The 20,230-nt window shown below is 73.4% G+C and carries 20 protein-coding genes; 15 read left to right on the top strand and 5 right to left on the bottom strand.

Translation table 11 applies throughout. The annotated features are described in order from the left end of the window. From ACFVVO_RS38510 to ACFVVO_RS38500, 3 genes are all read left to right on the top strand, one after another. Positions 1–414 (top strand): C40 family peptidase (locus ACFVVO_RS38510; protein WP_390061497.1); only part of this gene is annotated, 414 nt, incomplete at its 5' end. A 235-nt stretch (positions 415–649) separates the two neighbouring features. Then, complete coding sequence (locus ACFVVO_RS38505) at positions 650–1,672, top strand: NlpC/P60 family protein (RefSeq protein ID WP_390061495.1); 1,023 nt, start codon at positions 650–652, stop codon at positions 1,670–1,672. Positions 1,673–1,701: 29 nt separating this feature from the next. Next, positions 1,702–2,904 carry a hypothetical protein gene (locus tag ACFVVO_RS38500; protein WP_390061493.1) on the top strand — a complete coding sequence of 401 codons (1,203 nt, stop codon included), beginning with the start codon at positions 1,702–1,704 and terminating at the stop codon, positions 2,902–2,904. On the opposite strand, the gene ACFVVO_RS38495 is transcribed toward ACFVVO_RS38500, so the two are convergent. Next, complete coding sequence (locus ACFVVO_RS38495; RefSeq protein ID WP_390061491.1) at positions 2,892–3,422, bottom strand: PadR family transcriptional regulator; 531 nt, start codon at positions 3,420–3,422, stop codon at positions 2,892–2,894. The two genes, ACFVVO_RS38500 and ACFVVO_RS38495, sit on opposite strands and share 13 nt — an antisense overlap. An 89-nt stretch (positions 3,423–3,511) precedes the next feature. Here ACFVVO_RS38495 and ACFVVO_RS38490 point away from each other — a divergent pair, with 89 nt between their 5' ends. Then, positions 3,512–4,834, top strand: coding sequence for an MATE family efflux transporter (locus tag ACFVVO_RS38490; protein WP_390061489.1), 1,323 nt, complete (start codon positions 3,512–3,514; stop codon positions 4,832–4,834). 64 nt (positions 4,835–4,898) lie between these two features. Here the strand turns inward: ACFVVO_RS38490 and ACFVVO_RS38485 are convergent, their stop codons facing one another. Then, positions 4,899–6,155, bottom strand: coding sequence for a glycosyltransferase 87 family protein (locus ACFVVO_RS38485; protein ID WP_390061487.1), 1,257 nt, complete (start codon positions 6,153–6,155; stop codon positions 4,899–4,901). 120 nt (positions 6,156–6,275) lie between these two features. On the opposite strand from ACFVVO_RS38485, the gene ACFVVO_RS38480 reads away from it, so the two are divergent. Then, a complete protein-coding gene (locus ACFVVO_RS38480; RefSeq protein WP_390061485.1) occupies positions 6,276–7,418 on the top strand; it encodes a glycosyltransferase family 4 protein in 1,143 nt (380 codons plus the stop codon). A gap of 91 nt (positions 7,419–7,509) precedes the next feature. Here the strand turns inward: ACFVVO_RS38480 and ACFVVO_RS38475 are convergent, their stop codons facing one another. After that, positions 7,510–9,306, bottom strand: a complete 1,797-nt coding sequence (locus tag ACFVVO_RS38475) for an AMP-dependent synthetase/ligase (RefSeq protein WP_390061483.1) — start codon at positions 9,304–9,306, stop codon at positions 7,510–7,512. Positions 9,307–9,613: 307 nt separating this feature from the next. Between ACFVVO_RS38475 and ACFVVO_RS38470 the strand changes: the two genes are divergently transcribed. The 6 genes from ACFVVO_RS38470 to ACFVVO_RS38445 all read left to right on the top strand — a co-directional run bounded on the left by ACFVVO_RS38470 (position 9,614) and on the right by ACFVVO_RS38445 (position 14,793). Further along, a complete protein-coding gene (locus tag ACFVVO_RS38470) occupies positions 9,614–10,411 on the top strand; it encodes a metallophosphoesterase (protein ID WP_390061482.1) in 798 nt (265 codons plus the stop codon). A gap of 127 nt (positions 10,412–10,538) precedes the next feature. Continuing rightward, a complete protein-coding gene (locus tag ACFVVO_RS38465; protein ID WP_390061480.1) occupies positions 10,539–10,979 on the top strand; it encodes an SRPBCC family protein in 441 nt (146 codons plus the stop codon). A gap of 252 nt (positions 10,980–11,231) precedes the next feature. Beyond that, positions 11,232–12,404 carry an ArsA family ATPase gene (locus ACFVVO_RS38460; RefSeq protein ID WP_390061478.1) on the top strand — a complete coding sequence of 391 codons (1,173 nt, stop codon included), beginning with the start codon at positions 11,232–11,234 and terminating at the stop codon, positions 12,402–12,404. A 56-nt stretch (positions 12,405–12,460) separates the two neighbouring features. Continuing rightward, complete coding sequence (locus tag ACFVVO_RS38455; protein WP_390061476.1) at positions 12,461–12,952, top strand: DUF5304 domain-containing protein; 492 nt, start codon at positions 12,461–12,463, stop codon at positions 12,950–12,952. Positions 12,953–13,018: 66 nt separating this feature from the next. Beyond that, positions 13,019–13,972 (top strand): ROK family glucokinase, encoded by a 954-nt coding sequence (locus ACFVVO_RS38450; protein ID WP_390061475.1) that lies wholly within the window; start codon positions 13,019–13,021, stop codon positions 13,970–13,972. A gap of 68 nt (positions 13,973–14,040) precedes the next feature. Further along, the gene (locus ACFVVO_RS38445; protein WP_390061473.1) at positions 14,041–14,793 is read left to right on the top strand and encodes an endonuclease/exonuclease/phosphatase family protein; all 753 of its coding nucleotides are present in this window, start codon (positions 14,041–14,043) and stop codon (positions 14,791–14,793) included. A gap of 13 nt (positions 14,794–14,806) precedes the next feature. Here ACFVVO_RS38445 and ACFVVO_RS38440 read toward each other — a convergent pair whose 3' ends face one another. Together ACFVVO_RS38440 and ACFVVO_RS38435 are read right to left on the bottom strand one after the other, a co-directional pair. Next, positions 14,807–15,367 carry a hypothetical protein gene (locus ACFVVO_RS38440; RefSeq protein WP_390061471.1) on the bottom strand — a complete coding sequence of 187 codons (561 nt, stop codon included), beginning with the start codon at positions 15,365–15,367 and terminating at the stop codon, positions 14,807–14,809. Beyond that, entirely contained in the window at positions 15,360–16,139 is a 780-nt protein-coding gene (locus ACFVVO_RS38435) for an alpha/beta hydrolase (protein WP_390061469.1), read from the bottom strand. Before ACFVVO_RS38435 ends, ACFVVO_RS38440 begins: the two co-directional genes overlap by 8 nt. 147 nt (positions 16,140–16,286) lie before the next feature. On the opposite strand from ACFVVO_RS38435, the gene ACFVVO_RS38430 reads away from it, so the two are divergent. From ACFVVO_RS38430 to ACFVVO_RS38415, 4 genes are all read left to right on the top strand, one after another. Then, positions 16,287–17,024, top strand: a complete 738-nt coding sequence (locus tag ACFVVO_RS38430; RefSeq protein ID WP_390061467.1) for a lysophospholipid acyltransferase family protein — start codon at positions 16,287–16,289, stop codon at positions 17,022–17,024. 30 nt (positions 17,025–17,054) lie between these two features. Then, positions 17,055–18,287, top strand: a complete 1,233-nt coding sequence (gene macS, locus ACFVVO_RS38425; RefSeq protein ID WP_390061465.1) for a MacS family sensor histidine kinase — start codon at positions 17,055–17,057, stop codon at positions 18,285–18,287. Further along, positions 18,284–18,961 carry a response regulator gene (locus tag ACFVVO_RS38420; RefSeq protein ID WP_390061463.1) on the top strand — a complete coding sequence of 226 codons (678 nt, stop codon included), beginning with the start codon at positions 18,284–18,286 and terminating at the stop codon, positions 18,959–18,961. Before macS ends, ACFVVO_RS38420 begins: the two co-directional genes overlap by 4 nt. A gap of 124 nt (positions 18,962–19,085) precedes the next feature. Further along, positions 19,086–20,114 (top strand): 6-phosphofructokinase, encoded by a 1,029-nt coding sequence (locus tag ACFVVO_RS38415; RefSeq protein WP_390061461.1) that lies wholly within the window; start codon positions 19,086–19,088, stop codon positions 20,112–20,114. Positions 20,115–20,230 lie beyond the last annotated feature (116 nt).

Here is a 20,230-nt window from a genome sequence, read left to right as displayed (position 1 = left end):
GCCGAGCAGCAGCGCGCCAACCGCTCCTCCAGCGACCGGGTGGACCTCGGCAACGACTCCTCCGCCTCCGGCCGGGCCGCCGCGGCCTTCTCCGCCGCGCAGAGCAAGATAGGCACGCCGTACGTCTACGGTGCCTCCGGTCCGTCCTCCTTCGACTGCTCGGGCCTGACCTCCTGGGCCTACGCCCAGGCCGGCGTCTCCATACCGCGCACCTCCGAGGCCCAGGCGAACTACGGCGCCCATCTGTCGCAGAGCCAGCTCCAGGTCGGCGACCTGGTGTTCTTCTACGGCGACCTGCACCACGTCGGCCTCTACGCCGGCAACGGCCAGGTGCTGCACGCCCCGCACACCGGCGCCGTGGTCCGCTACGAGGCGATCGGCAACATGCCGTTCCAGTTCGGCGTCCGCGTCTGACCCCGTCCCACGCCTGCTCCGGGGCGCCCGATCGGGCGAATCCCGAGTACCGCGACTGACTCCCCGCCCCGCCCTGACCTGCGTCAGCGGCGGGGTGCGGTGGTTGTGGGGGCGTTGACGGCCTTTGGTCGCCGTCCTTCCGCAGGGTTACTGTCTGCCGCGTTTCCCCGGCGCGGGGGTCTCCCCGTCCTCCGCGCCGGGGAGGCCGTTCCTGTCCGCCAGCAGAAGGACTGCCGTGGGTTCCCATCGCCGTCTCGCACCGTCCGGGTTCGACCGGGGCGCCTCGGCCGCCCTGTGCGCGTTGTCGGCGGCGGCCGCCGCCCTGGGGGCCGTACCGGCCGACGCGGCGCCGCACCGGAACACCCGCGCCGAGGTGGACCGCCTCTACGAGGAGGCCGAGAAGGCGACCCAGGCCTACGACAAGGCCGACGAGCGGGCCGACGCGCTGCGCCGCGAGGTCCGGGACGCGCAGGAGCACATCGCGCGCCGCCAGCAGCGCGTCAACACCATGCGGGAGCGGCTGGGTTCACTGGCCGGCGCCCAGTACCGCTCCGGCGGCCTCGACCCGGCCGTCGCCCTGATCCTGTCCGACGACCCGGACGACTACCTCGCCAGGGCCGCCACCCTCGACCGCATCGGCGTCCAGCAGGCCGGACAGCTCCGGGAGTTGCGCGTGGAGATGCGGCGACTCGCCCAGGAACGGGCCGAGGCCGCCGGGAAGCTCGCCGAGCTGGAGCGCGGCCGCATGGCCGTCGACACCCACAAGCGGATCGTGGAGCGCAAGCTCGCCCGGGCCCGGCAACTGCTCAACTCCCTGCCCGCCGGCGAACGCGCCGCCTACGACCGCGCCTCCCGCGGGGGCCGTGCCGATCTGCCCGGACTGCCGGAACTGGCCGGCGCCGTCGCCCACGACGCCCGCGCCGCGGCCGCCGTCGCCGCCGCCCGGTCCGCCCTCGGCCGCCCCTACGTGTGGGGTGCCAGCGGACCGTCCGGCTTCGACTGCTCGGGGCTGATGCAGTGGTCGTACGCCCAGGCCGGCGTCCATCTGCCGCGCACCTCCCAGGACCAGCGGCACGCCGGCCGGCAGGTCCCGCTGTCCCAGGCGCGCCCCGGCGACCTGGTCGTCTACCGCTCCGACGCCAGCCACGTGGGGATGTACGTCGGCAACGGCCGGGTGATCCACGCGCCCCACCCGGGCGCGCCGGTGCGCTACGACCCGGTCGGGATGATGCCGATCTCCTCCGTCACCCGTCCCTGACCTCGGACCACGCGCCGTACGATCGGCGGGTGACTGTTCGTGGACGGGCGCGGCGGACGTGGCGCGCCGCGGCGGCGGGGCTCTGCCTGCTGCTCCTGCCGCCCCTGGCCGGATGCGGCGGGCGGGCCGCGGCCGATCCGGTCACCGCTGAGGTGCAGCGGGTCCTCGACCGGCGGTCGGCGGCCCTGCTCGGGCACGACGAGACGGCCTTCGGCGCGACCGGCACCCGCACCGCCTACGTCCGGCTGCGTGCCCTGCCCCTGGCCTCCTGGGCGTACCGGGTGACGGCCCTGCACCGCGGCGGCCCCGGCGCCACCGCCGACGCCGAGCTGCGCTACCGGGTCGCCGGCTACGACAGGGCGCCGGTCAGCGTCCGCCGCACCCTCACCCTGCGCCGCACCGACGGCGGCCGGTGGTACGTCACCGGTGACCGGCCCGCCGGGAAGTCCGGGCAGCAGTTGTGGGACCAGGGTCCGGTCACCGCCGTCCGGGGCGCGCACAGCCTGGTCCTGGGGACCGGCCAGGGCGCCGCCGAGCTGCGCCGCTACGCCCGGCTCGCCGACCGCGCCGTACCGGCCGTCTCCGCGGCGTGGGGGACGGCCTGGACCCGGCGGCTCGTCGTCCTGGTCCCGCGGAGCCTCGCGGGCATGGCCGGACTGCTCGGCTCGCCCGCCTCGGGCTACCGGGGCATCGCCGCGGTCACCACCGGCGAGGCGGGGAGCCCGGGGAGCACGCCGGCGGACCGGGTGGTGGTCAACCCGGAGGCGTACGCGGTGCTGGGCGAGACCGGCAAGCAGGTGGTGCTCACCCACGAGACCACCCATGTGGCCACCCGGGCGCACACCACCGCCGCCACCCCGCTCTGGCTGTCCGAGGGGTACGCCGACTGGATCGGCTACCTCGGCACCGGCCGCACACCGTCCGAGGCCGCACCGGAACTGACCCGCGCGGTCCGGGACGGCAAGGTGCCGGCGGCCCTGCCCACCGACGGGGACTTCGCCTTCAGCGGTGACCCCGACCGCCTCGCACAGGCCTACGAGGGCGGCTGGCTGGCCTGCCGGATGATCGCCGCCCACTGGAACGAGAGCCGCCTCGACGCCTTCTACCGCGCCGTCGGCGCCCACGACAAGCGCGCCGGAGCCCTCGACGAGGCCCTGCGCAAGACCCTCGGCACCACCCCGAAGGCGTTCACCGCCCAGTGGCGCGACTACGTGCGCGATCAGCTGGGCTGAGCGAGCACCTCGATGGCCTCGCGCAGCCACGCGCGCTCCGCCTCGCCGGTGGCCCGGGCGACCCGCAGCATGCCCTGCCGGAACAGGTCCCCGCTGTCCTCCGCGCGCACCGGCTCGCCGTCCCGGTAGAAGAAGCTCGCCGGGGTCTCGAGGAACTCCAGGCGGCGGCGCAGCACCGCGGCCTGTTCGGCCGGGTCGGGCAGGTGCCGCAGGAAGGCCAGGACCGTGTTGAAGCGGACGTGGTCGGTGATCTCGGCCTGCTTGGGCCGGCGCAGCCGCTCCAGCAGCTCGGCGCGCCCCGTCCCGGTCAGGGACAGCATCCGGCGCGGGGCGGCGCTCGCGCCTTCCTCGGTGCGCTGGTCGAGCAGGCCGGCGGCGACGAGCCGGTTGATGGCCGGGTACAGGGCGCCGTCGCTGACCGGGCGGACATGGCCGCTCAGCGCCTTGATGCGCTCCTTCAGGTCGTAGCCGTGCAGGGGTTCCTCGGCGAGGAAGCCCAGGATCGACAGCTCCAGCACGCGGACTCCTCCTTGCAGTGACCGTGGAGACCATGTTACCTCTTATCGAGCTACCTCGTTTCGATGTAGCTCGATAAGAGGGGGTCCTCGTGAACGCCCACCGCGCACAACTCGTCTCGCTCGCCCGCCCCGTCTACTTCTCCCTGCTCGCCTCGGTGGCCTCGGGCATCATCAATACCGTCTGGGTCTCCCGGCTCGGGGGCGCCGCCGTGGCCGCCGTGGCCGTCGCCACCAACACCGAGAACCTGCTGCTCGGCGTCGCGCTGATCTTCGCCTCCGGTACGACGGTGCTGGTCGCCCACGCCAGGGGCGCCCGCGATCCGGGGGCCGTACGGGCCGCCGTCCGCGGTGGCTGGGCGCTGTGCGGGCTCATCACGCCGGTGGTCGTGGTGGGCGGGCTGCTGCTGCGCGAGCCGCTGGCCCGCCTGGTGCTCGGCGGAGCCGAGGGAGCGGCCCTGCGTCTCGCCACCGCCTACTTCGCGCTGTCCCTGCCCGGCATGGCCGTCTTCTTCGCCCAGCAACTCGTCGACGGCATCCTCAAGGGCGCCGGCGACACCCGCACCCCGATGCGGCTGGCCCTGCTCGCCAACGGGCTGATCCTCGTCTGCGACCCGCCGCTGATCCACCTCTACGGCGTCCGGGGCGCCGCCGCCTCCACGGTGCTGTGCCGCTGCGCCGCTCTGGCCGTGGGCCTGCGCGCGCTCGGCCGCAACGCCCTGCTGCGCACGGCGGCCCGGACCCGCCCGGCCCAGTCGGTGCCGGCCGCCCTGCGCCGCACTCTCGTCACCGGCCTGCCCATGTCCGCCGACTTCACCGTGCGGCAGGGCGGGGCGCTGGTGCTGGTGGCGATCGTGGCACGGCTCGGGGTCACGGCGGTGGCCGCGTACTCGATCGCGTACAAGGTCATGTACGTAGCCACCATGGCCTTCTACTCGGTACGACAGGCCGCCGCGATCCACACCGCGCACACCCGGGGCGCCGGCCGGGACTCGCGCCGGGAGATCGGCCGGCAGGCGGTGCTGGTGTCCGGCGGGCTGGGCTTCGGCGCCGCCGTCGTGTTCGCCGCCACCGCTCCTTGGATCATGGCCGCCTTCGGAGCCGAACCCGAGGTCGCCCGTCACGGCGTGCTCTTCCTGCGCTGCGTCGGCCCGTACCTGCTGCTGATGGCCTGCTTCATCGCGCTCGGCGGGGCTTTCGAGGGCAGCGGGGGAGCCCCGGCCCTGTTCCGGGTCACCCTGCTCGGCACCGCCGTCCAACTGCCCCTGGCGCACGCCCTGTCCGGCCTGGGCCTGCCCGGCATCTGCCTGGCCCTGGCGATCGCCATGACCGTGCAGTGCGCGGCCATGGCGGTACTGCTGCGGTGGCCCCGGCGCCGGAAACAGGCCGAAGCCTCCTTCGCCCGGGCCGCCTGAGACGGCCACCGCGACCGGGGCGCGTGCCTGTGGGCCGTCGTGGGGCCTGGGACCGGCCCGGTGGTCAGGGGGAGGTCGAGGCTTCCTTCGTCCGGGGCGTCCGGGGCGGTGGCGGGGGCGCGGTGGCCGCCGGGACGGTGGTGCGCCACAGGGTGCGGGCCGCCGTGAGGGCGGCGGTGAGGAGGAGGGCGTTGCGCAGGAGGAGCAGGGCGACGCCGTAGGTGTCGCTCACGATGACGTGCACGAAGCCGATGGGGAACTCCAGCAGCGTGACGAAGGCGGCCGCCAGGACCAGGGCGGCGGGCCGGCCCGCGCGGCTCGCCCGGAAGCACCCGCAGACGGCGGCCAGGCCGATCAGCCACACCAGGTACTGCGGGCTGATCACCCGGCTGGTTACGGTGAGGAGCAGCACCGCGGTGAAGGCCGCGTCCGCGAGCGTGTGCGGCTCGAACCGGGTCGCCCGCAGCCGCCACAGCAGCAGCCAGCTGACGGCGCCGGCGGTCAGCGCCACCGCGGCCTTGTCGACCACTCCGACGTACGGGCCGAGGAACTCCACCGAGCCGTAGTTCAGTACCACCTCCCCCGGCCAGCCGAAGCGCCGGGCCACATGGAGGACCAGGCCGCCCAGCGACTCCACCTCGGTGCCCCGGTCCCGCTGGAAGGCCAGGAAGGCGAAGGCGCCCGGCGTGGCCACCGCGAACAGCGCCGCGATCCCGCCCGCGGTCACCGCCGCCGAGAGCCACGCCCGCAGCCGTGTGGCGCCCACCAGCAGCAGGGCGGGCCACACCTTCAGCAGCGCCCCGAAGGCCGCCAGCGCGCCCATCACCCGGGGATACCGGGTCCCCGCGAGCAGGGCCGCCACGGCCACCGCGGTCACCATCAGGTCGTAGCGGGCGTACGCCGTCGGGCCGAGCAGCGGCAGACCCGCCACCCAGATCCACGCGCCGCGCGACGACCGCTCCGGTCGCCGGCCCGCGTACGCCAGCAGCCCGAACACGACCAGGTCGGCGAGGCAGCTCAGGACGAAGAAGGCGGGCGCGTAGCCGAGGAACGGCAGCAGGGCGGGGGAGAGGATCGCCAGCGCGGCCGCGGGCGGGTACTGCCAGGTCACGTCGTTGAGCGGGAACGTGCCCTGACGCAGCACCTCGGACCAGCTCTGATAGATCACCGACACATCGGTGGTGACGTCCGCGCCGGGGAGGGAGACCACCCGGAAGACCAGGAGCAGCAGCGCCAGCCGGGTGGCGCACCAGGTCCACGGCAGCGCCGTCGGCCACCCGCCCGTCCTCTTCACCCGCGCTCCTGTCCGTCCGCCGTTCATGGCCAGGGAACCATGATTCCCCGGCCCGCCGTGTACGGTCCGTGCGGCGCGGCCGAGGGTGCCGCGGAGGCGGGTCCGGCCGCCCCGGCCCGCCACAGGCGCGCGGTAGGGTCGGCGGCGATGCACAAGACCCTCATCGTGACCAACGACTTCCCGCCCCGGCCGGGCGGCATCCAGGCCTTCCTGCACAACATGGCACTCCGGCTGGACCCCGAGCGGCTCGTCGTCTACGCCTCCACCTGGAAGCGCGGCCAGGAGGGCGCCCGGGCCACGGCCGCCTTCGACGACGAGCAGCCCTTCACCGTCGTACGCGACCGTACGACCATGCTGCTGCCGACGCCCGCGGCGACCCGGCGGGCGACCGGACTGCTGCGGGAGCACGGCTGCACCTCGGTGTGGTTCGGGGCGGCGGCGCCGCTCGGTCTGATGGCACCGGCCCTGAGGAAGGCGGGCGCCGAGCGGCTGGTGGCGACCACCCATGGGCACGAGGCCGGCTGGGCCCAGCTGCCCGCCGCCCGGCAACTGCTGCGCCGGATCGGTGAGTCCACGGACACCCTCACCTACCTCGGCGAGTACACCCGCTCCCGGATCGCCACCGCCCTCACCGAGGACGCGGCCCGGCGCATGACGCAGCTTCCGCCCGGGGTCGACGAGAAGACCTTCCACCCGGACTCGGGCGGCGACGAGGTGCGGGCGCGGCTCGGGCTCACCGAGCGACCGGTGGTGGTCTGCGTCTCCCGGCTGGTGCCGCGCAAGGGCCAGGACACCCTCATCCGGGCCATGCCCAGGATCCTGGCCGCCGAGCCGGACGCCGTGCTGCTGATCGTCGGCGGCGGGCCCTACGAGCGGGACCTGCGCCGGCTGGCCCGGGAGACCGGCGTCGAGGCCTCGGTCCGGTTCACCGGCGCCGTGCCCTGGTCCGAGCTGCCCGCGCACTACGGCGCCGGCGACGTCTTCGCCATGCCGTGCCGCACCCGGCGCGGCGGACTGGACGTCGAGGGCCTCGGCATCGTCTACCTGGAGGCCTCCGCCACCGGGCTGCCGGTCGTCGCCGGCGACTCGGGCGGCGCGCCGGACGCGGTGCTGGACGGCGAGACCGGCTGGGTCGTCCGGGGCGGCGAGCCGGCCGAGGCGGCCGAGCGGATCACCGCCCTGCTGGGCGACGCCGGGCTGCGCCGCCGGATGGGCGAGCGCGGCCGCCAGTGGGTCGAGGAGAAGTGGCGCTGGGACCTGCTGGCGGAGAAGCTCAAAGCCCTGCTCTAGACGGACGCACGGCGGCGCGCGACGGCGCATGACGACGCCGGCGCGGGTCCTCGCCGAGGACCCGCGCCGTGACGTGCTTTCAGCAGGCGGCCTACTTCGCGTAGATCGCCTCGATCTCGTTCGCGTAGTCCTTCGCCACCACGTTCCGCTTGAGCTTCAGCGACGGGGTGAGGTGGCCCGACTCCTCCGTGAACTGGGAGGGCAGAATGCGGAACTTGCGCACCGATTCGGCCTTCGACACCGCGGCGTTGCCGTCGTCGATCGCCGCCTGGACCGCCGCCCGCAGGTCCGGGTCCTCGCGCAGCGACGCCGCGGTGCAGCCCGCCGGCTTGCCGTGCTCCTCGGCCCAGCGGCCCAGGAACTCGTCGTCGATGGTGACCAGCGCGCCGACGAACGGCCGCCCGTCGCCCACCACCATGCACTCGGCGACCAGCGCGTGCGCCCGGATCCGGTCCTCGATCACGGCCGGGGCCACGTTCTTGCCGCCCGCCGTGACGATGATCTCCTTCTTGCGGCCGGTGATCCGCAGATAGCCGTCCTCGTCGAGGGTGCCTATGTCACCGGTGTGGAACCAGCCGTCCGCCAGCGCCTCGGCGGTCGCGCCCGGGTTGTTCCAGTACTCCTTGAACAGGTGCTCGCCGTGCAGCAGCACCTCGCCGTCGTCCGCTATCCGGACCACCGAGCCGGGCAGCGGCTGGCCGACCGTGCCGATCTTCTGCCGGTCCCACGGGTTGAACGCGGTGGCCGCGCAGGACTCGGTCAGGCCGTAGCCCTCCAGCACCGTGAAGCCGATGCCCCGGAAGAAGTGGCCGAGCCGCTCGCCCAGCGGGGCACCGCCGGAGATCGCGTACTCGCCCCGGCCGCCGAGGACCGCGCGCAGCTTGCTGTAGACCAGCCGGTCGAAGACCTTGTGCTTGATCTTCAGGCCGAGGGCGGGGCCCGACGGAGCGTCCAGCGCCTTGCTGTAGGCGATCGCGGTGTCAGCCGCCTTGTCGAAGATCGCGCCCTTGCCGTCCGCCTGCGCCTTGGCGCGGGCCGTGTTGTAGACCTTCTCGAAGACGCGCGGCACACCGAGGACCAGGGTCGGCCGGAACGCGGCCAGTTCGTCGGTGAGGTTCTTGATGTCCGGGACGCAGCCCAGCTTGATCGGCGCCATCATCGGGGCGATCTGCACCAGCCGGCCGAAGACGTGCGCGAGGGGCAGGAAGAGCAGCACCGAGCACTCGCCGGTGCGGAACAGCGGACGCAGCCGCTCGACGATGTTGCCGCACTCGGCGAAGAAGCTGCGGTGGGTGAGCACACAGCCCTTGGGGCGGCCCGTCGTACCGGAGGTGTAGACGATCGTCGCCGGGTCGTCGGCCCGGGCGAGCGAGCCGCGCTCCTCCACGGTCGCGTCCGCGACACCCTGGCCGAGCCGCGCCAGCTCCTCCAGGCCACCGGCCTCGATCTGCCAGACGTGCTTCAGCGCGGGCAGCGAGGCCCGCACCGACTCCACCGCCTCCACGTGGTTGTCCAGCTCCACGACACAGGCGGTCGCGCCCGAGTCGGACAGGATCCACTGCACCTGCTCGGGCGAACTGGTCTCGTACACCGGCACGGTCACCGCGCCGGCGCTCCAGATCGCGAAGTCCATCAGCGTCCACTCGTACCGGGTGCGGGACATCAGCCCCACCCGGTCGCCCGGCTGGACACCCGCGGCGATGAGGCCCTTGGCGGCGGTGTGCACCTCGGCGAGGAATCGCGTAGCCGTCACGTCCTGCCAGACACCGCCCACCTTGCGGGCGATGACGGCGACGTCGGGATGCTGCGCGGCGTTTCTGCGGACGATGTCGGTCAGGTTGCCGTCGGCAGGGACCTCGTACAAAGCCGGAAGGCTGAACTCGCGCAAGACTGCTGCTCCTCATAGGGCGCCGGCGCCACGACTCTGTGTGATGCGACGGTGCGGTCCAAGGCTCGGGAGTGCTCCGGAAACCACATGCGGATTCACATGTTGAAATCCAGAGCACGACTGGACGGCCCGGACGTTACCCGCCGGTATGGCTTCTACGACAGGGGGTCCCGGTGAGATGTTCGCTGCGTCACACAGGTTGGCGTTCCTTCGCGCACAGTAGTCCACGGCACAACCGACCGGCGAGTAACCGCAGGCCGGACCGCCACTGTTCACAGGGGCCGCGCGCCACCTACGCTTGATCGCCATGGCACCCACACCGGCCGGCAGCCGAAGGACACGTGTCCACGTGGTCAGCGACGTGCACGGCAACGCCCGTGACCTCGCCCGGGCCGGCGAGGGTGCGGACGCCCTGATCTGCCTCGGCGACCTCGTCCTCTTCCTCGACTACGCCGACCACTCGCGCGGGATCTTCCCCGACCTGTTCGGCGAGGAGAACGCGGACCGGATCGTCGAGCTGCGCACCGCCCGCCGGTTCGAGGAGGCACGTGCCTTCGGTGCCCGGCTGTGGGCCGGGATCGGCGCCGACCGGGCCGCAGCGATCGAGCGTGCGGTGCGCAAGCAGTACGCCGAGCTGTTCGCCGCGTTCCCGACGCCGACGTACGCCACCTACGGCAATGTCGACATGCCGCCCCTGTGGCGGGAGTACGCCCGGCCCGGCACCACGGTGCTGGACGGCGAGCGGGTGGAGATCGGCGGCCGTACCTTCGGCTTCGTCGGCGGCGGACTGAGGACGCCGATGCGGACGCCGTACGAGATCGACGACGAGGAGTACGCGGCGAAGATCGAGGCGGTCGGCGAGGTCGACGTGCTGTGCACCCACATCCCCCCGGAGGTGCCGGAGCTGGTCTACGACACGGTCGCGCGCCGTTTCGAACGGGGGAGCCGGGCGCTGCTGGACGCCATCCGCCGCACCAGACCGCGCTTCGCCCTGTTCGGGCACGTCCACCAGCCGCTGGTGCGCCGGATGCGGATCGGCGCGACCGAGTGCGTGAACGTCGGGCACTTCGCGGGCACGGGCCGGCCGTGGGCGCTGGAATGGTGATCGGAGCGCCGATGCGGACGGGGTGAAGGCGGCAGGTCGGGGGCGCGGTAGCCTTCACGCTGCACACACGTGCGCGGCCCGCGCACGGCGAGAGTCTCTTCGGTCCGTATCTGGAGGAGCCACGGCGATGGCGGAACACACCAGTTCGAGCATCACGATCGAGGCGGCTCCGGCCGACGTCATGGCGGTGATCGCCGACTTCACCCGCTATCCGGACTGGACCGGCGAGGTCAAGGAGGCCGAGGTGCTCGCGACCGACGAGCGGGGCCGCGCCGAGCAGGTCCGCCTCGTCATGGACGCCGGCGCCATCAAGGACGACCAGACGCTGGCGTACACCTGGTCCGGGGAGCACGAGGTCTCCTGGACGCTGGTGAAGTCCCAGATGCTGCGTTCCCTGGACGGTTCCTACCTCCTGAAGTCGGCCGGGCAGGGCGCCACCGAGGTGACCTACCTGCTCACCGTCGACGTCAAGATCCCCATGCTCGGCATGATCAAGCGCAAGGCCGAGAAGGTCATCATCGACCGCGCCCTCGCAGGCCTGAAGAAGCGCGTGGAGTCGGACCACTAGGACCGCTTCCAGCAGCCCGCGGCCGAAGTCGCACCGCCGCGGCCACCGCAGCCCGCGGGCAGTCGCCCAGCCGCGGCGCCGCGGCTGGGCGGTGGGGGTCCCCGCTCGGGCGAAGCCGAGAGTGGGGGGAGGCACCCCGTCAGCGCCGCGCCGCGCGACTCGCCTTCGCCATCCGCGTCACCGGGTGCGCGGACACCGCCCAGCGGCAGCACCGGCAACCACCCGCCGCGCACTCCGTTACCGTTCACCCTCATGCGCACCCTCCTGATCACGGGCCCGGGCGGCAGCGGCCGTACGACCATCGCCGCCGCCACCGCACAGCGCGCCGCGGCCGCCGGCACCCGCACCCTCCTGCTCGGCGCCGATCACACCGACACCCTCGGCGCGGCGCTGGGCACCGGAACAGGACCGGCCCCCACCGAGGCCGCCGAGAACCTCACCGTCTGGCGCCCCGACGCGGCCGACCGCTTCCGGCAGGACCTCACCGCCTTCCAGTCCCGCGCCACGAACGTCCTGGACCTCCTCGGCGCCGCCCGGCTGGACGCCGAGGAGGTCACCCCACTCCCCGGCGCCCAGGAACTCTCCTTCCTGCGGGCCCTGAGGGACGCCGCCCTCTCCGAGCGCTACGACCTCCTCGTCGTCGACCTCCCGCCCCTCCCGCAGGCCCTGCCCCTGCTCGCCCTCCCCGAGGAACTGCGCCGCTACCTGCGCCGGCTGCTCCCGCCCGAGCGGCAGGCGGCCCGCGCCCTGCGCCCGGTCCTCGGCCGGCTGGCCGGCGTCCCCATGCCCGCCGAGTGGCTGTACGAGACGGCGGCCCGCTGGGACATGGAACTGGCCGCCGTGGAGGCGGTGCTCACCGACCGGCGCACCTCCGTACGCCTGGTCGCCGAACCCGGCCCGGCCGGCGCCGACGCCGTGCGCACCGCCGGCCTCGGCCTCGCCCTGCGCGGCCTGCGCACCGAGACCGTGGTCGCCAACCGCGTGCTGCCCGACACCATGCCCGACAGCTGGCTCGCCGGACTCCTCGCCCAGCAGCGCAAGACGCTCGCCGAATGGCAGACGGAGCACGACGTCCACCCCGTGCCGCACCTCGGCCGCGACCCGCACGGCGCCGACGACCTCGACGCCCTCGCCGTGCCCGGCGTCAACCCGGCGCCCGCCCCGGTCGAGTGGCCCGTCACCGACGCCCTCGCCACCGACGGGGTGCTGGTCTGGCACATCCCGCTGCCCGGCGCCGTACGCGACGACCTGGACCTGATCCGGCGCGGCGACGAACTCGTGGTGACCGCGGGCCCCTTCCGGCGGATCGTTCCACTGCCCTCCGCCCTGCGCCGCTGCACCGTCGCCGGCGCCGGGCTGCGCGAGAGCGAGCTGCGCGTCCGGTTCGCCCCCGACCCCGGGCTGTGGCCCGCGGCGGGACGGTGAACCGGGTAGGCCGTTCGGGTAACGTCGTAAGGGCGAACCGTAGTCAGGAGTCCGCCATGAGCGAAGAGCGCCCCGCACCCGACCCCGCCGCGGAGGTCCACGAGGAGGGGGCGACCGACGCCGACGCCTGGTCCACGGCCTGCGCCGAGGACCTCGCCGCCGAGAAGGCCCGCCGCCACTCCGAGCAGGGCCCGCCCCCGGGCTCCGCCGCCGAGGAGCTGCGCAGACTCGTGGACACCGTGGCCGACAAACTGTCCGGTCTGCAGTCCCCGCTCCTCGGGGGCCTCGCCGGACCCGCCGCCCAGCAGGCGGTGCGGCAGGTCGTCCAGCAGGCGAAGGCCGCCGTGGAGCCCGTCCTCGAGCGCAACCCGGACGTGTTCGACCACCTCGCCGCGGCGGGCAACGAACTGCTGGCCGCCTACCGGTCGGCCGTCCAGAACCAGGAACGCCGCTGGACCACCGGCTCGGCCGGCCCGAAGGACGAGTGGCCCGACGGCCCCGGCCGGGGCGAGGACGGCGGTCCGGGGGAGCGCATCGACCTGGACTGAAGCCCTCCCACGGCAGGGCCTCGGGTACGGTTGGCCGTAGCGGGGCTCGACCGAACTGAGGGATTCATGGGACTCACCATCGGCGTCGACATCGGCGGCACCAAGATCGCGGCCGGCGTGGTCGACGAGGAAGGCAACATCCTCTCGACCTTCAAGGTGCCGACCCCCACCACGCCCGAGGCCATCGTGGACGCCATCGCCTCGGCGGTGGAGGGTGCGCGCGCCGGGCACGAGATCGTCGGCGTGGGCATCGGTGCGGCCGGTTACGTGAACCGGCAGCGCTCGACGGTCTACTTCGCGCCCAACATCGACTGGCGCAACGAGCCGCTCAAGGAGAAGGTCGAGGCCCGCGTGGGCCTCCCCGTCGTGGTCGAGAACGACGCCAACGCCGCCGCCTGGGGCGAGTACAAGTTCGGCGCCGGCAAGGGCCACCGCAACGTCATCTGCATCACCCTCGGCACCGGCCTCGGCGGCGGCATCATCATCGGCAACAAGCTGCGCCGCGGCCACTTCGGCGTGGCGGCCGAGTTCGGCCACATCCGGATGGTGCCGGACGGCCTGCTGTGCGGCTGCGGCTCGCAGGGCTGCTGGGAGCAGTACGCCTCCGGCCGCGCCCTGGTGCGCTACGCCACGCAGCGCGCCAACGCCACCCCCGAGCGCGCCGAGGTGCTGCTCTCCCTCGGAGACGGCACCCCCGACGGCATCGAGGGCAAGCACATCTCCATGGCCGCCCGCCAGGGCGACCCGGTCGCCGTGGACTCCTACCGCGAGCTGGCCCGCTGGGCCGGCGCCGGCCTCGCCGACCTCGCCTCCCTCTTCGACCCCTCCGCCTTCATCGTCGGCGGCGGCCTCTCCGACGAGGGCGACCTGGTCCTGGACCCGATCCGCAAGTCCTACAAGCGCTGGCTGGTGGGCGGCAACTGGCGTCCGGTCGCCGATGTGATCGCCGCCCAGCTCGGCAACGAGGCGGGCCTGGTGGGCGCGGCCGACCTGGCCCGCGAGCCCGACCCGATCATGTAGCGAGCCCGTACGGCAGTGCCCGCCGAGTCCGGTCCCGGGACGGCGGGCATCGTCGTATGTTGATCGTCATGGCAACCCCGACGCTTCCCAACTCCCGCACCGAACCGGACGGTTCCGCCGTCATCCGGGTCCTCGCCTACAACGTCCGCTCGCTGCGCGACGACACCGACGCGCTCGCCCGGGTGATCACCGCCTGCGCCCCCGACCTGGTCCTCGTCCAGGAAGCCCCGCGCTTCTTCCGCTGGCGCAAGAAGCTGGCCCGGCTCGCGGCGGCCACCGGCCGGATCGTCCTCACCGGGGGCGCGACGGCGGCGGGTCCCGCGATCCTGTGCTCGCTGCGGGCCACGATCGAGCGCACGGAGGACGTGCTCCTGCCGCTCACCCCGGGACTGCACCGGCGCGGTTTCGCCACGGCCGTCGTACGGTTCGGCGGCGCCCGCCTCGGCGTCCTGAGCTGCCACCTGAGCTTGCGGCGGGACGAGCGGCACGAGCAGGGCGGGATGCTCCTGGACCGCCTCGCCGCGCTGGGCGTGGAGCACGCCGTGGCGGGCGGTGATCTCAACGAACGCCCCGACGGCCGCACCTTCCGCCACCTCGCCGACGCCCTCCAGGACTGCCGGGCCGTCAGCCCCTGGGGCGGCGAGTTCACCTCCACCGCCGCCGACCCCCACCAGCGCATCGACGCCGTCTTCGCCACCGAAGGCATCGAGGTCCTCGGCTGCGGGGTGCCCCTGGGCCTGCCGGGCGTGAACGACGCCGACCTGAGGAGGGCCACGGACCACCTCCCGGTCCTGGCCGCCCTCAGGATCCCGGCGTCGTAGCGCGGTCAGCGGGTCAGACCACGGCCCCGCGCCCCGGGTCGTCCCCGTCCTCGTCCGTCCGCATCCGCGTCACCAGCGTCACGAAGCCGCCGAGGAATCCGCCGATGCCCAGGGTCGCCAGATACCAGGTCATCTCCCAGCCGAGCAGGACGGCCAGCAGCAGCAGGACCGGCCCGCCGACGACTCCCAGCCAGGCGAACCTGGCGGTCGTGTCCGCGGTCGGCAGCGGCGGCGGCTCCGGCGGCACGAAGTGGCCCTCGTCGTCCTCGCCGAGGTCGTCCTCGGAGGGCTCTGCCACGCGGTAGTCGCGCGGCCCCACCCCGGGCGCGAACGAGACCGAGCTGCCCAGCGGCGGGTCGGACCGCGGCTCTCCGGGTCCTTCGGCGTCCTCGCCGGGGGGCTCCTTCTCGAGCAGCGCGAGATCCTCGACCGGCTTGTAGGGCCGGCTGCCCGGCGGGTCCGGCGGCTCGGTGCCGTAGCCCGCGACGATCGCCTGCCAGGCGGCCTCCTCGTCGATGGGGACCCCCTTCTCGTCCGGCTCGCGGTCCCCGCGGTCGGAGTCGTGCTCAGCCAACTGCGGCCGTCCCTTCCTTGCCGGTCATGGGTGCGAGCCGGCCGATGAAGGCGAGGCTCTCCTCGAAGATCCGGTCCGCGTCGTAGTCCAACGTCGCCACATGGCGGCTCTGTTCCAGCACGGTCTCCGTGACGTCCCTGGAGGACACCCGGCTCAGCACGCGCGCCGAGTCGGCCCCCGGGACCACACGGTCGTGGGCGCTGCGCAGCAGCAGCAACGGCTGGGTCACCTGGGGCAGCTCGCCGTCCAGCCGGCGCAGGAACCCCCGCAGGGAGTGCGCCGCGTGCAGCGGCACCCGGTCGTAACCCAGCTCCATGGCGCCTTCCTTGGCGATGTCACCGGCGATGCCCTTCGTCGTGCGCGCCAGGTGCCGGGCCACCGGCAGGGCGTACGCCGACAGCCCGTGCACCCGGTTCACCGGGTTGACGACCACCACGCCCGCGACGTCGTCACCGTGCTTCGCGGCTAGCCGCAGCGCCAGCGCCCCGCCCATGGAGAGGCCGCCGACGAACACCCGTGAGCAGCGGCCGGCCAGCAGCCGCAGCTCGCGATCCACCTCCGCGTACCAGTCCTGCCAGCCCGTGACCTGCAGGTCCTCCCAGCGGGTGCCGTGCCCGGGCAGCAGCGGCAGCGACACGGTCAGACCGCGTGCCGCGTGGTGCTCCGCCCAGGGGCGCAGCGACTGGGGCGAGCCGGTGAAGCCGTGACAGAGGAGGACACCCACCTCCCCGCCCTCGTGGCGGTACGGCTCGGCTCCGGGAAGAACCGGCACCTTTCGGGCTCCTGTTCCTGAGAAAGGCGTGAAGAACTGGCGGATGTGGTTCACCGTACGCGACCGCACCGACACCGACCAGGGTCGTCGGGCCCATTGGCGGCACTCCGGGTTATGGTCTGACCGACGGAAACAGGAGGCACGCGGGTGTTGTACGGCACGATGAAGGTCGCCATCGGAGGGCCACTGAAGGTCGCCTTCAGACCCTGGGTGGAGGGCCTGGAGAACATTCCGCCCGAGGGCGCCGCCATCCTGGCGAGCAATCACCTCTCGTTCTCGGACTCGTTCTTCCTGCCCGTGATGCTCGACCGCAAGGTCACCTTCATCGCGAAGGCCGAGTACTTCACCACCCCCGGCGTCAAGGGCCGCCTCACCGCGGCCTTCTTCAAGGGCGTCGGACAGCTCCCGGTGGACCGCTCCGGGGCGCGCGGCGCCGGCGAGGCGGCGATCAAGAGCGGCATAGAGGTGCTGGAACGCGGAGAGCTGTTCGGCATCTACCCCGAGGGCACCCGCTCGCCCGACGGCCGGCTGTACCGGGGCAAGCCCGGCGGCCTCGCGCGCGTGGCGCTCGCCAGCGGCGCGCCGGTCATCCCGGTCGCGATGATCGACACCGAGAAGATCCAGCCGCCCGGCCAGGTGATGCCCAAGCTGATGCGCCCGGGCATCCGTATCGGCAAGCCCCTGGACTTCAGCCGCTACCACGGCATGGAGCACGACCGGTTCGTGCTGCGCGCGGTGACCGACGAGGTCATGTACGAGATCATGAAGCTCTCCGGCCAGGAGTACGTCGACATCTACGCGACCGCCGCCAAGCGGCAGATCGCGGACGCGGCGAAGGCGGCCAAGGAGGCCGAGAAGGCCGAGAAGAAGCAGACCGGGAGCTAGCGGGGAACCGGGGGATCGGGGGGCGGGGCCATGCCCAGGCGCGAGCGGGTCATGAGGATGTCGGTCGAACTGCCGCTGTGGCGCGCGCTCGCCGGCTACCGGGTGCTCACGATGCTGTACGCCATCGGCCTGTGCGCCACCGCGTACGACCACTTCATGCGCCCCTGGGTCGCCGTCGGGTACTACGCGGTCCTGGTCGTGTGGACCCTCGCCACCCTGCCCAGGGTGGCGAACGCGGCGAGTTGCACCAGGGGCTTCCTGGCCGCCGACCTGACCGTCGCGCTCACCGGCATCCTGCTCACCCCGCTCGCCGACAACCACGAGCGGATCGCGGGCGGCGGCCCGACCCTGCCGTCGATATGGACCGCCGGCGCGGTGCTGGCCTTCGCCATCAAGGGCGGCTGGCGCTGGGCGGCCGTGGCCTCCACGGCCGTCGCCGCCGTCAACCTGGTGGAGCGCGGCAGCCCGGCCCGGGACACCGTGCACAACGTGATCCTGGTCTGGGTCGCCTCCATCGCCATCGGCTACGTCGTCGAGGTCGCCCGCGCCTCCGAACGCACCCTCGCCCGCGCCCTGGAGATCGAGGCGGCGACCCGGGAGCGCGAGCGGCTGGCCCGGGACATCCACGACGGCGTGCTCCAGGTGCTGGCGATGGTGCAGCGGCGCGGCGCGGTCATCGGCGGCGAGGCCGCCGAACTGGGGCGGCTGGCCGGCGAGCAGGAAGTGGCGCTGCGCACGCTGGTCGCCGGCGGTCTGCTGCCGGTGTCCCGGGTCTCGGAGGACGCCGCCGCCGGAGCCGTCGTACGCGCCGTCGACGAGCCGTACGACGACGAACCGGCCGGCCCGGTCGACCTGCGCACCCTGCTCGCCCGCCACGCGGGTGCCCGGACCAGCCTCGCCGAGCCCGGCGCCCCGGTCGAACTGCCGCGGCCGGCCGCGCGGGAGCTGGCGGCGGCGGTCGGAGCGGCCCTGGACAACGTGCGCGAGCACGCCGGAGCCGAGGCCCGTGCCTGGATCCTGGTCGAGGACGAGCCGGACGAGATCGTCGTGACCGTGCGGGACGACGGCCCCGGCATCCCCAAGGGCCGGCTGGCCCAGGCCGAGGGTGAGGGCCGGCTGGGCGTGGCCCAGTCGATCCGCGGCCGGCTGCGCGACCTCGGCGGCAGCGCCGAGCTGATCTCGGTGCCCGGACAGGGCACGGAGGTCGAGTTGAAGGTACCGAAGGGCGCCGCGAGGGCGCGGGGGAAGGCGGAGAAGCGATGACGCAGCAGCAGGACCCGATCAGGGTCATGGTGGTCGACGACCACCCCATGTGGCGCGACGCGGTCGCCCGGGACCTCGCCGAGTCCGGCTTCGAGGTGGTCGCCACCGCCGGCGACGGCGAGCAGGCGGTCCGCCGTGCCAAGGCCGTGGCCCCGGACGTCCTCGTGCTGGACCTCAACCTGCCCGCCAAGCCCGGTGTGACGGTGTGCAAGGAGCTGGTGGCCCACAACCCCGCGCTGCGCGTCCTGGTGCTCTCCGCCAGTGGCGAGCACGCCGACGTGCTGGAGGCGGTGAAGTCCGGCGCGACGGGCTACCTGCTGAAGTCGGCCTCCACCGGGGAACTGCTGGACGCGGTGCGCCGTACCGCCGTAGGCGACCCGGTGTTCACCCCGGGCCTGGCCGGACTGGTCCTCGGCGAGTACCGGCGCCTGGCCGCCGAGCCCGCGCCCGCCCCGGACACGGACACCCCAGGGGCGCCCAGGCTGACCGAGCGGGAGACCGAGGTGCTGCGGCTGGTCGCCAAGGGCCTGAGCTACAAGCAGATCGCCGAACGCCTCGTCATCTCCCACCGCACCGTCCAGAACCACGTCCAGAACACCCTCGGCAAGCTCCAACTGCACAACAGGGTCGAGCTGGTGCGGTACGCGATCGAGCGTGGCCTCGACGAGGAGTGAATCCGGCTGGTCAAGCGGTCTCCTGACAATTCACCGGAATCGCCCTCCCCGCCTCTCGCCGCGTGACACGCATCACCCTTACCGTGAGTGAGCGTCAGGTAACCGCGGTGAAGGGACGTGTGGCATGCGGGTGGGAGTACTGACCGGAGGCGGTGACTGCCCCGGGCTCAACGCCGTCATCCGGGGAGTCGTGCGCAAGGGCGTGCAGGAGTACGGATACGACTTCGTCGGCTTCCGGGACGGCTGGCGCGGTCCGCTCGAGAACTACACGGTCCGCCTCGACATCCCCGCGGTGCGCGGCATCCTGCCCCGCGGGGGAACCGTGCTCGGCTCCTCGCGGACCAACCCCCTCAAGGTGGAGGGCGGCATCCGCCGGATCAAGGAGAACCTGGGCAAGCAGGAGGTCGAGGCGCTCATCGCGATCGGCGGCGAGGACACCCTCGGCGTCGCCGCCCGCCTCTCCGACGAGTACGGCGTGCCCTGCGTCGGCGTGCCGAAGACCATCGACAACGACCTGTCCGCCACCGACTACACCTTCGGCTTCGACACCGCGGTCGGCATCGCCACCGAGGCCATCGACCGACTGCACACCACCGCCGAGTCCCACATGCGGGTCCTTGTCTGCGAGGTGATGGGCCGTCACGCCGGCTGGATCGCCCTGCACTCCGGGCTGGCCGGCGGCGCCAACGTGATCCTCATCCCCGAGCAGCGCTTCGACCTCGACCAGGTGTGCGCCTGGATCACCTCCCGCTTCAAGGCCTCGTACGCCCCGATCGTCGTCGTCGCCGAGGGCGCCATGCCCAAGGACGGCCAGATGGTCCTCAAGGACGAGTCACAGGACTCCTTCGGGCACGTCCGGCTGTCCGGGGTCGGCGAGTGGCTGGCCAAGGAGATCGAGAAGCGCACCGGCAAGGAGGCCCGCACGACCGTGCTGGGGCACATCCAGCGCGGCGGCACCCCCAGCGCCTTCGACCGCTGGCTCGCCACCCGCTTCGGCCTGCACGCCATCGACTGCGTGCGCGACGGCGACTTCGGCAAGATGGTCGCCCTGCGCGGCACCGACATCGTGCGCGTCCCGATCGCCGAGGCCACGGCCAAGCTGAAGACCGTGGACCCGAAGCTCTACGACGAGGTCGGGGTGTTCTTCGGCTGACGGGGCGTAAGGGACCGTGGCAGGGGGCGGCGGGGCCCCGGGCCCCCCGCCCCCCCCCCCCCCCCGCGAGAAAAAAAAAAAAAACCCCCCCCACAAAAAAAACAAACACAGAAGGG

Source organism: Streptomyces sp. NPDC058145 (genome assembly GCF_042884245.1).
GTDB lineage: Bacteria > Actinomycetota > Actinomycetes > Streptomycetales > Streptomycetaceae > Streptomyces.
This window is presented reverse-complemented; position numbering and strand designations above follow the sequence as displayed.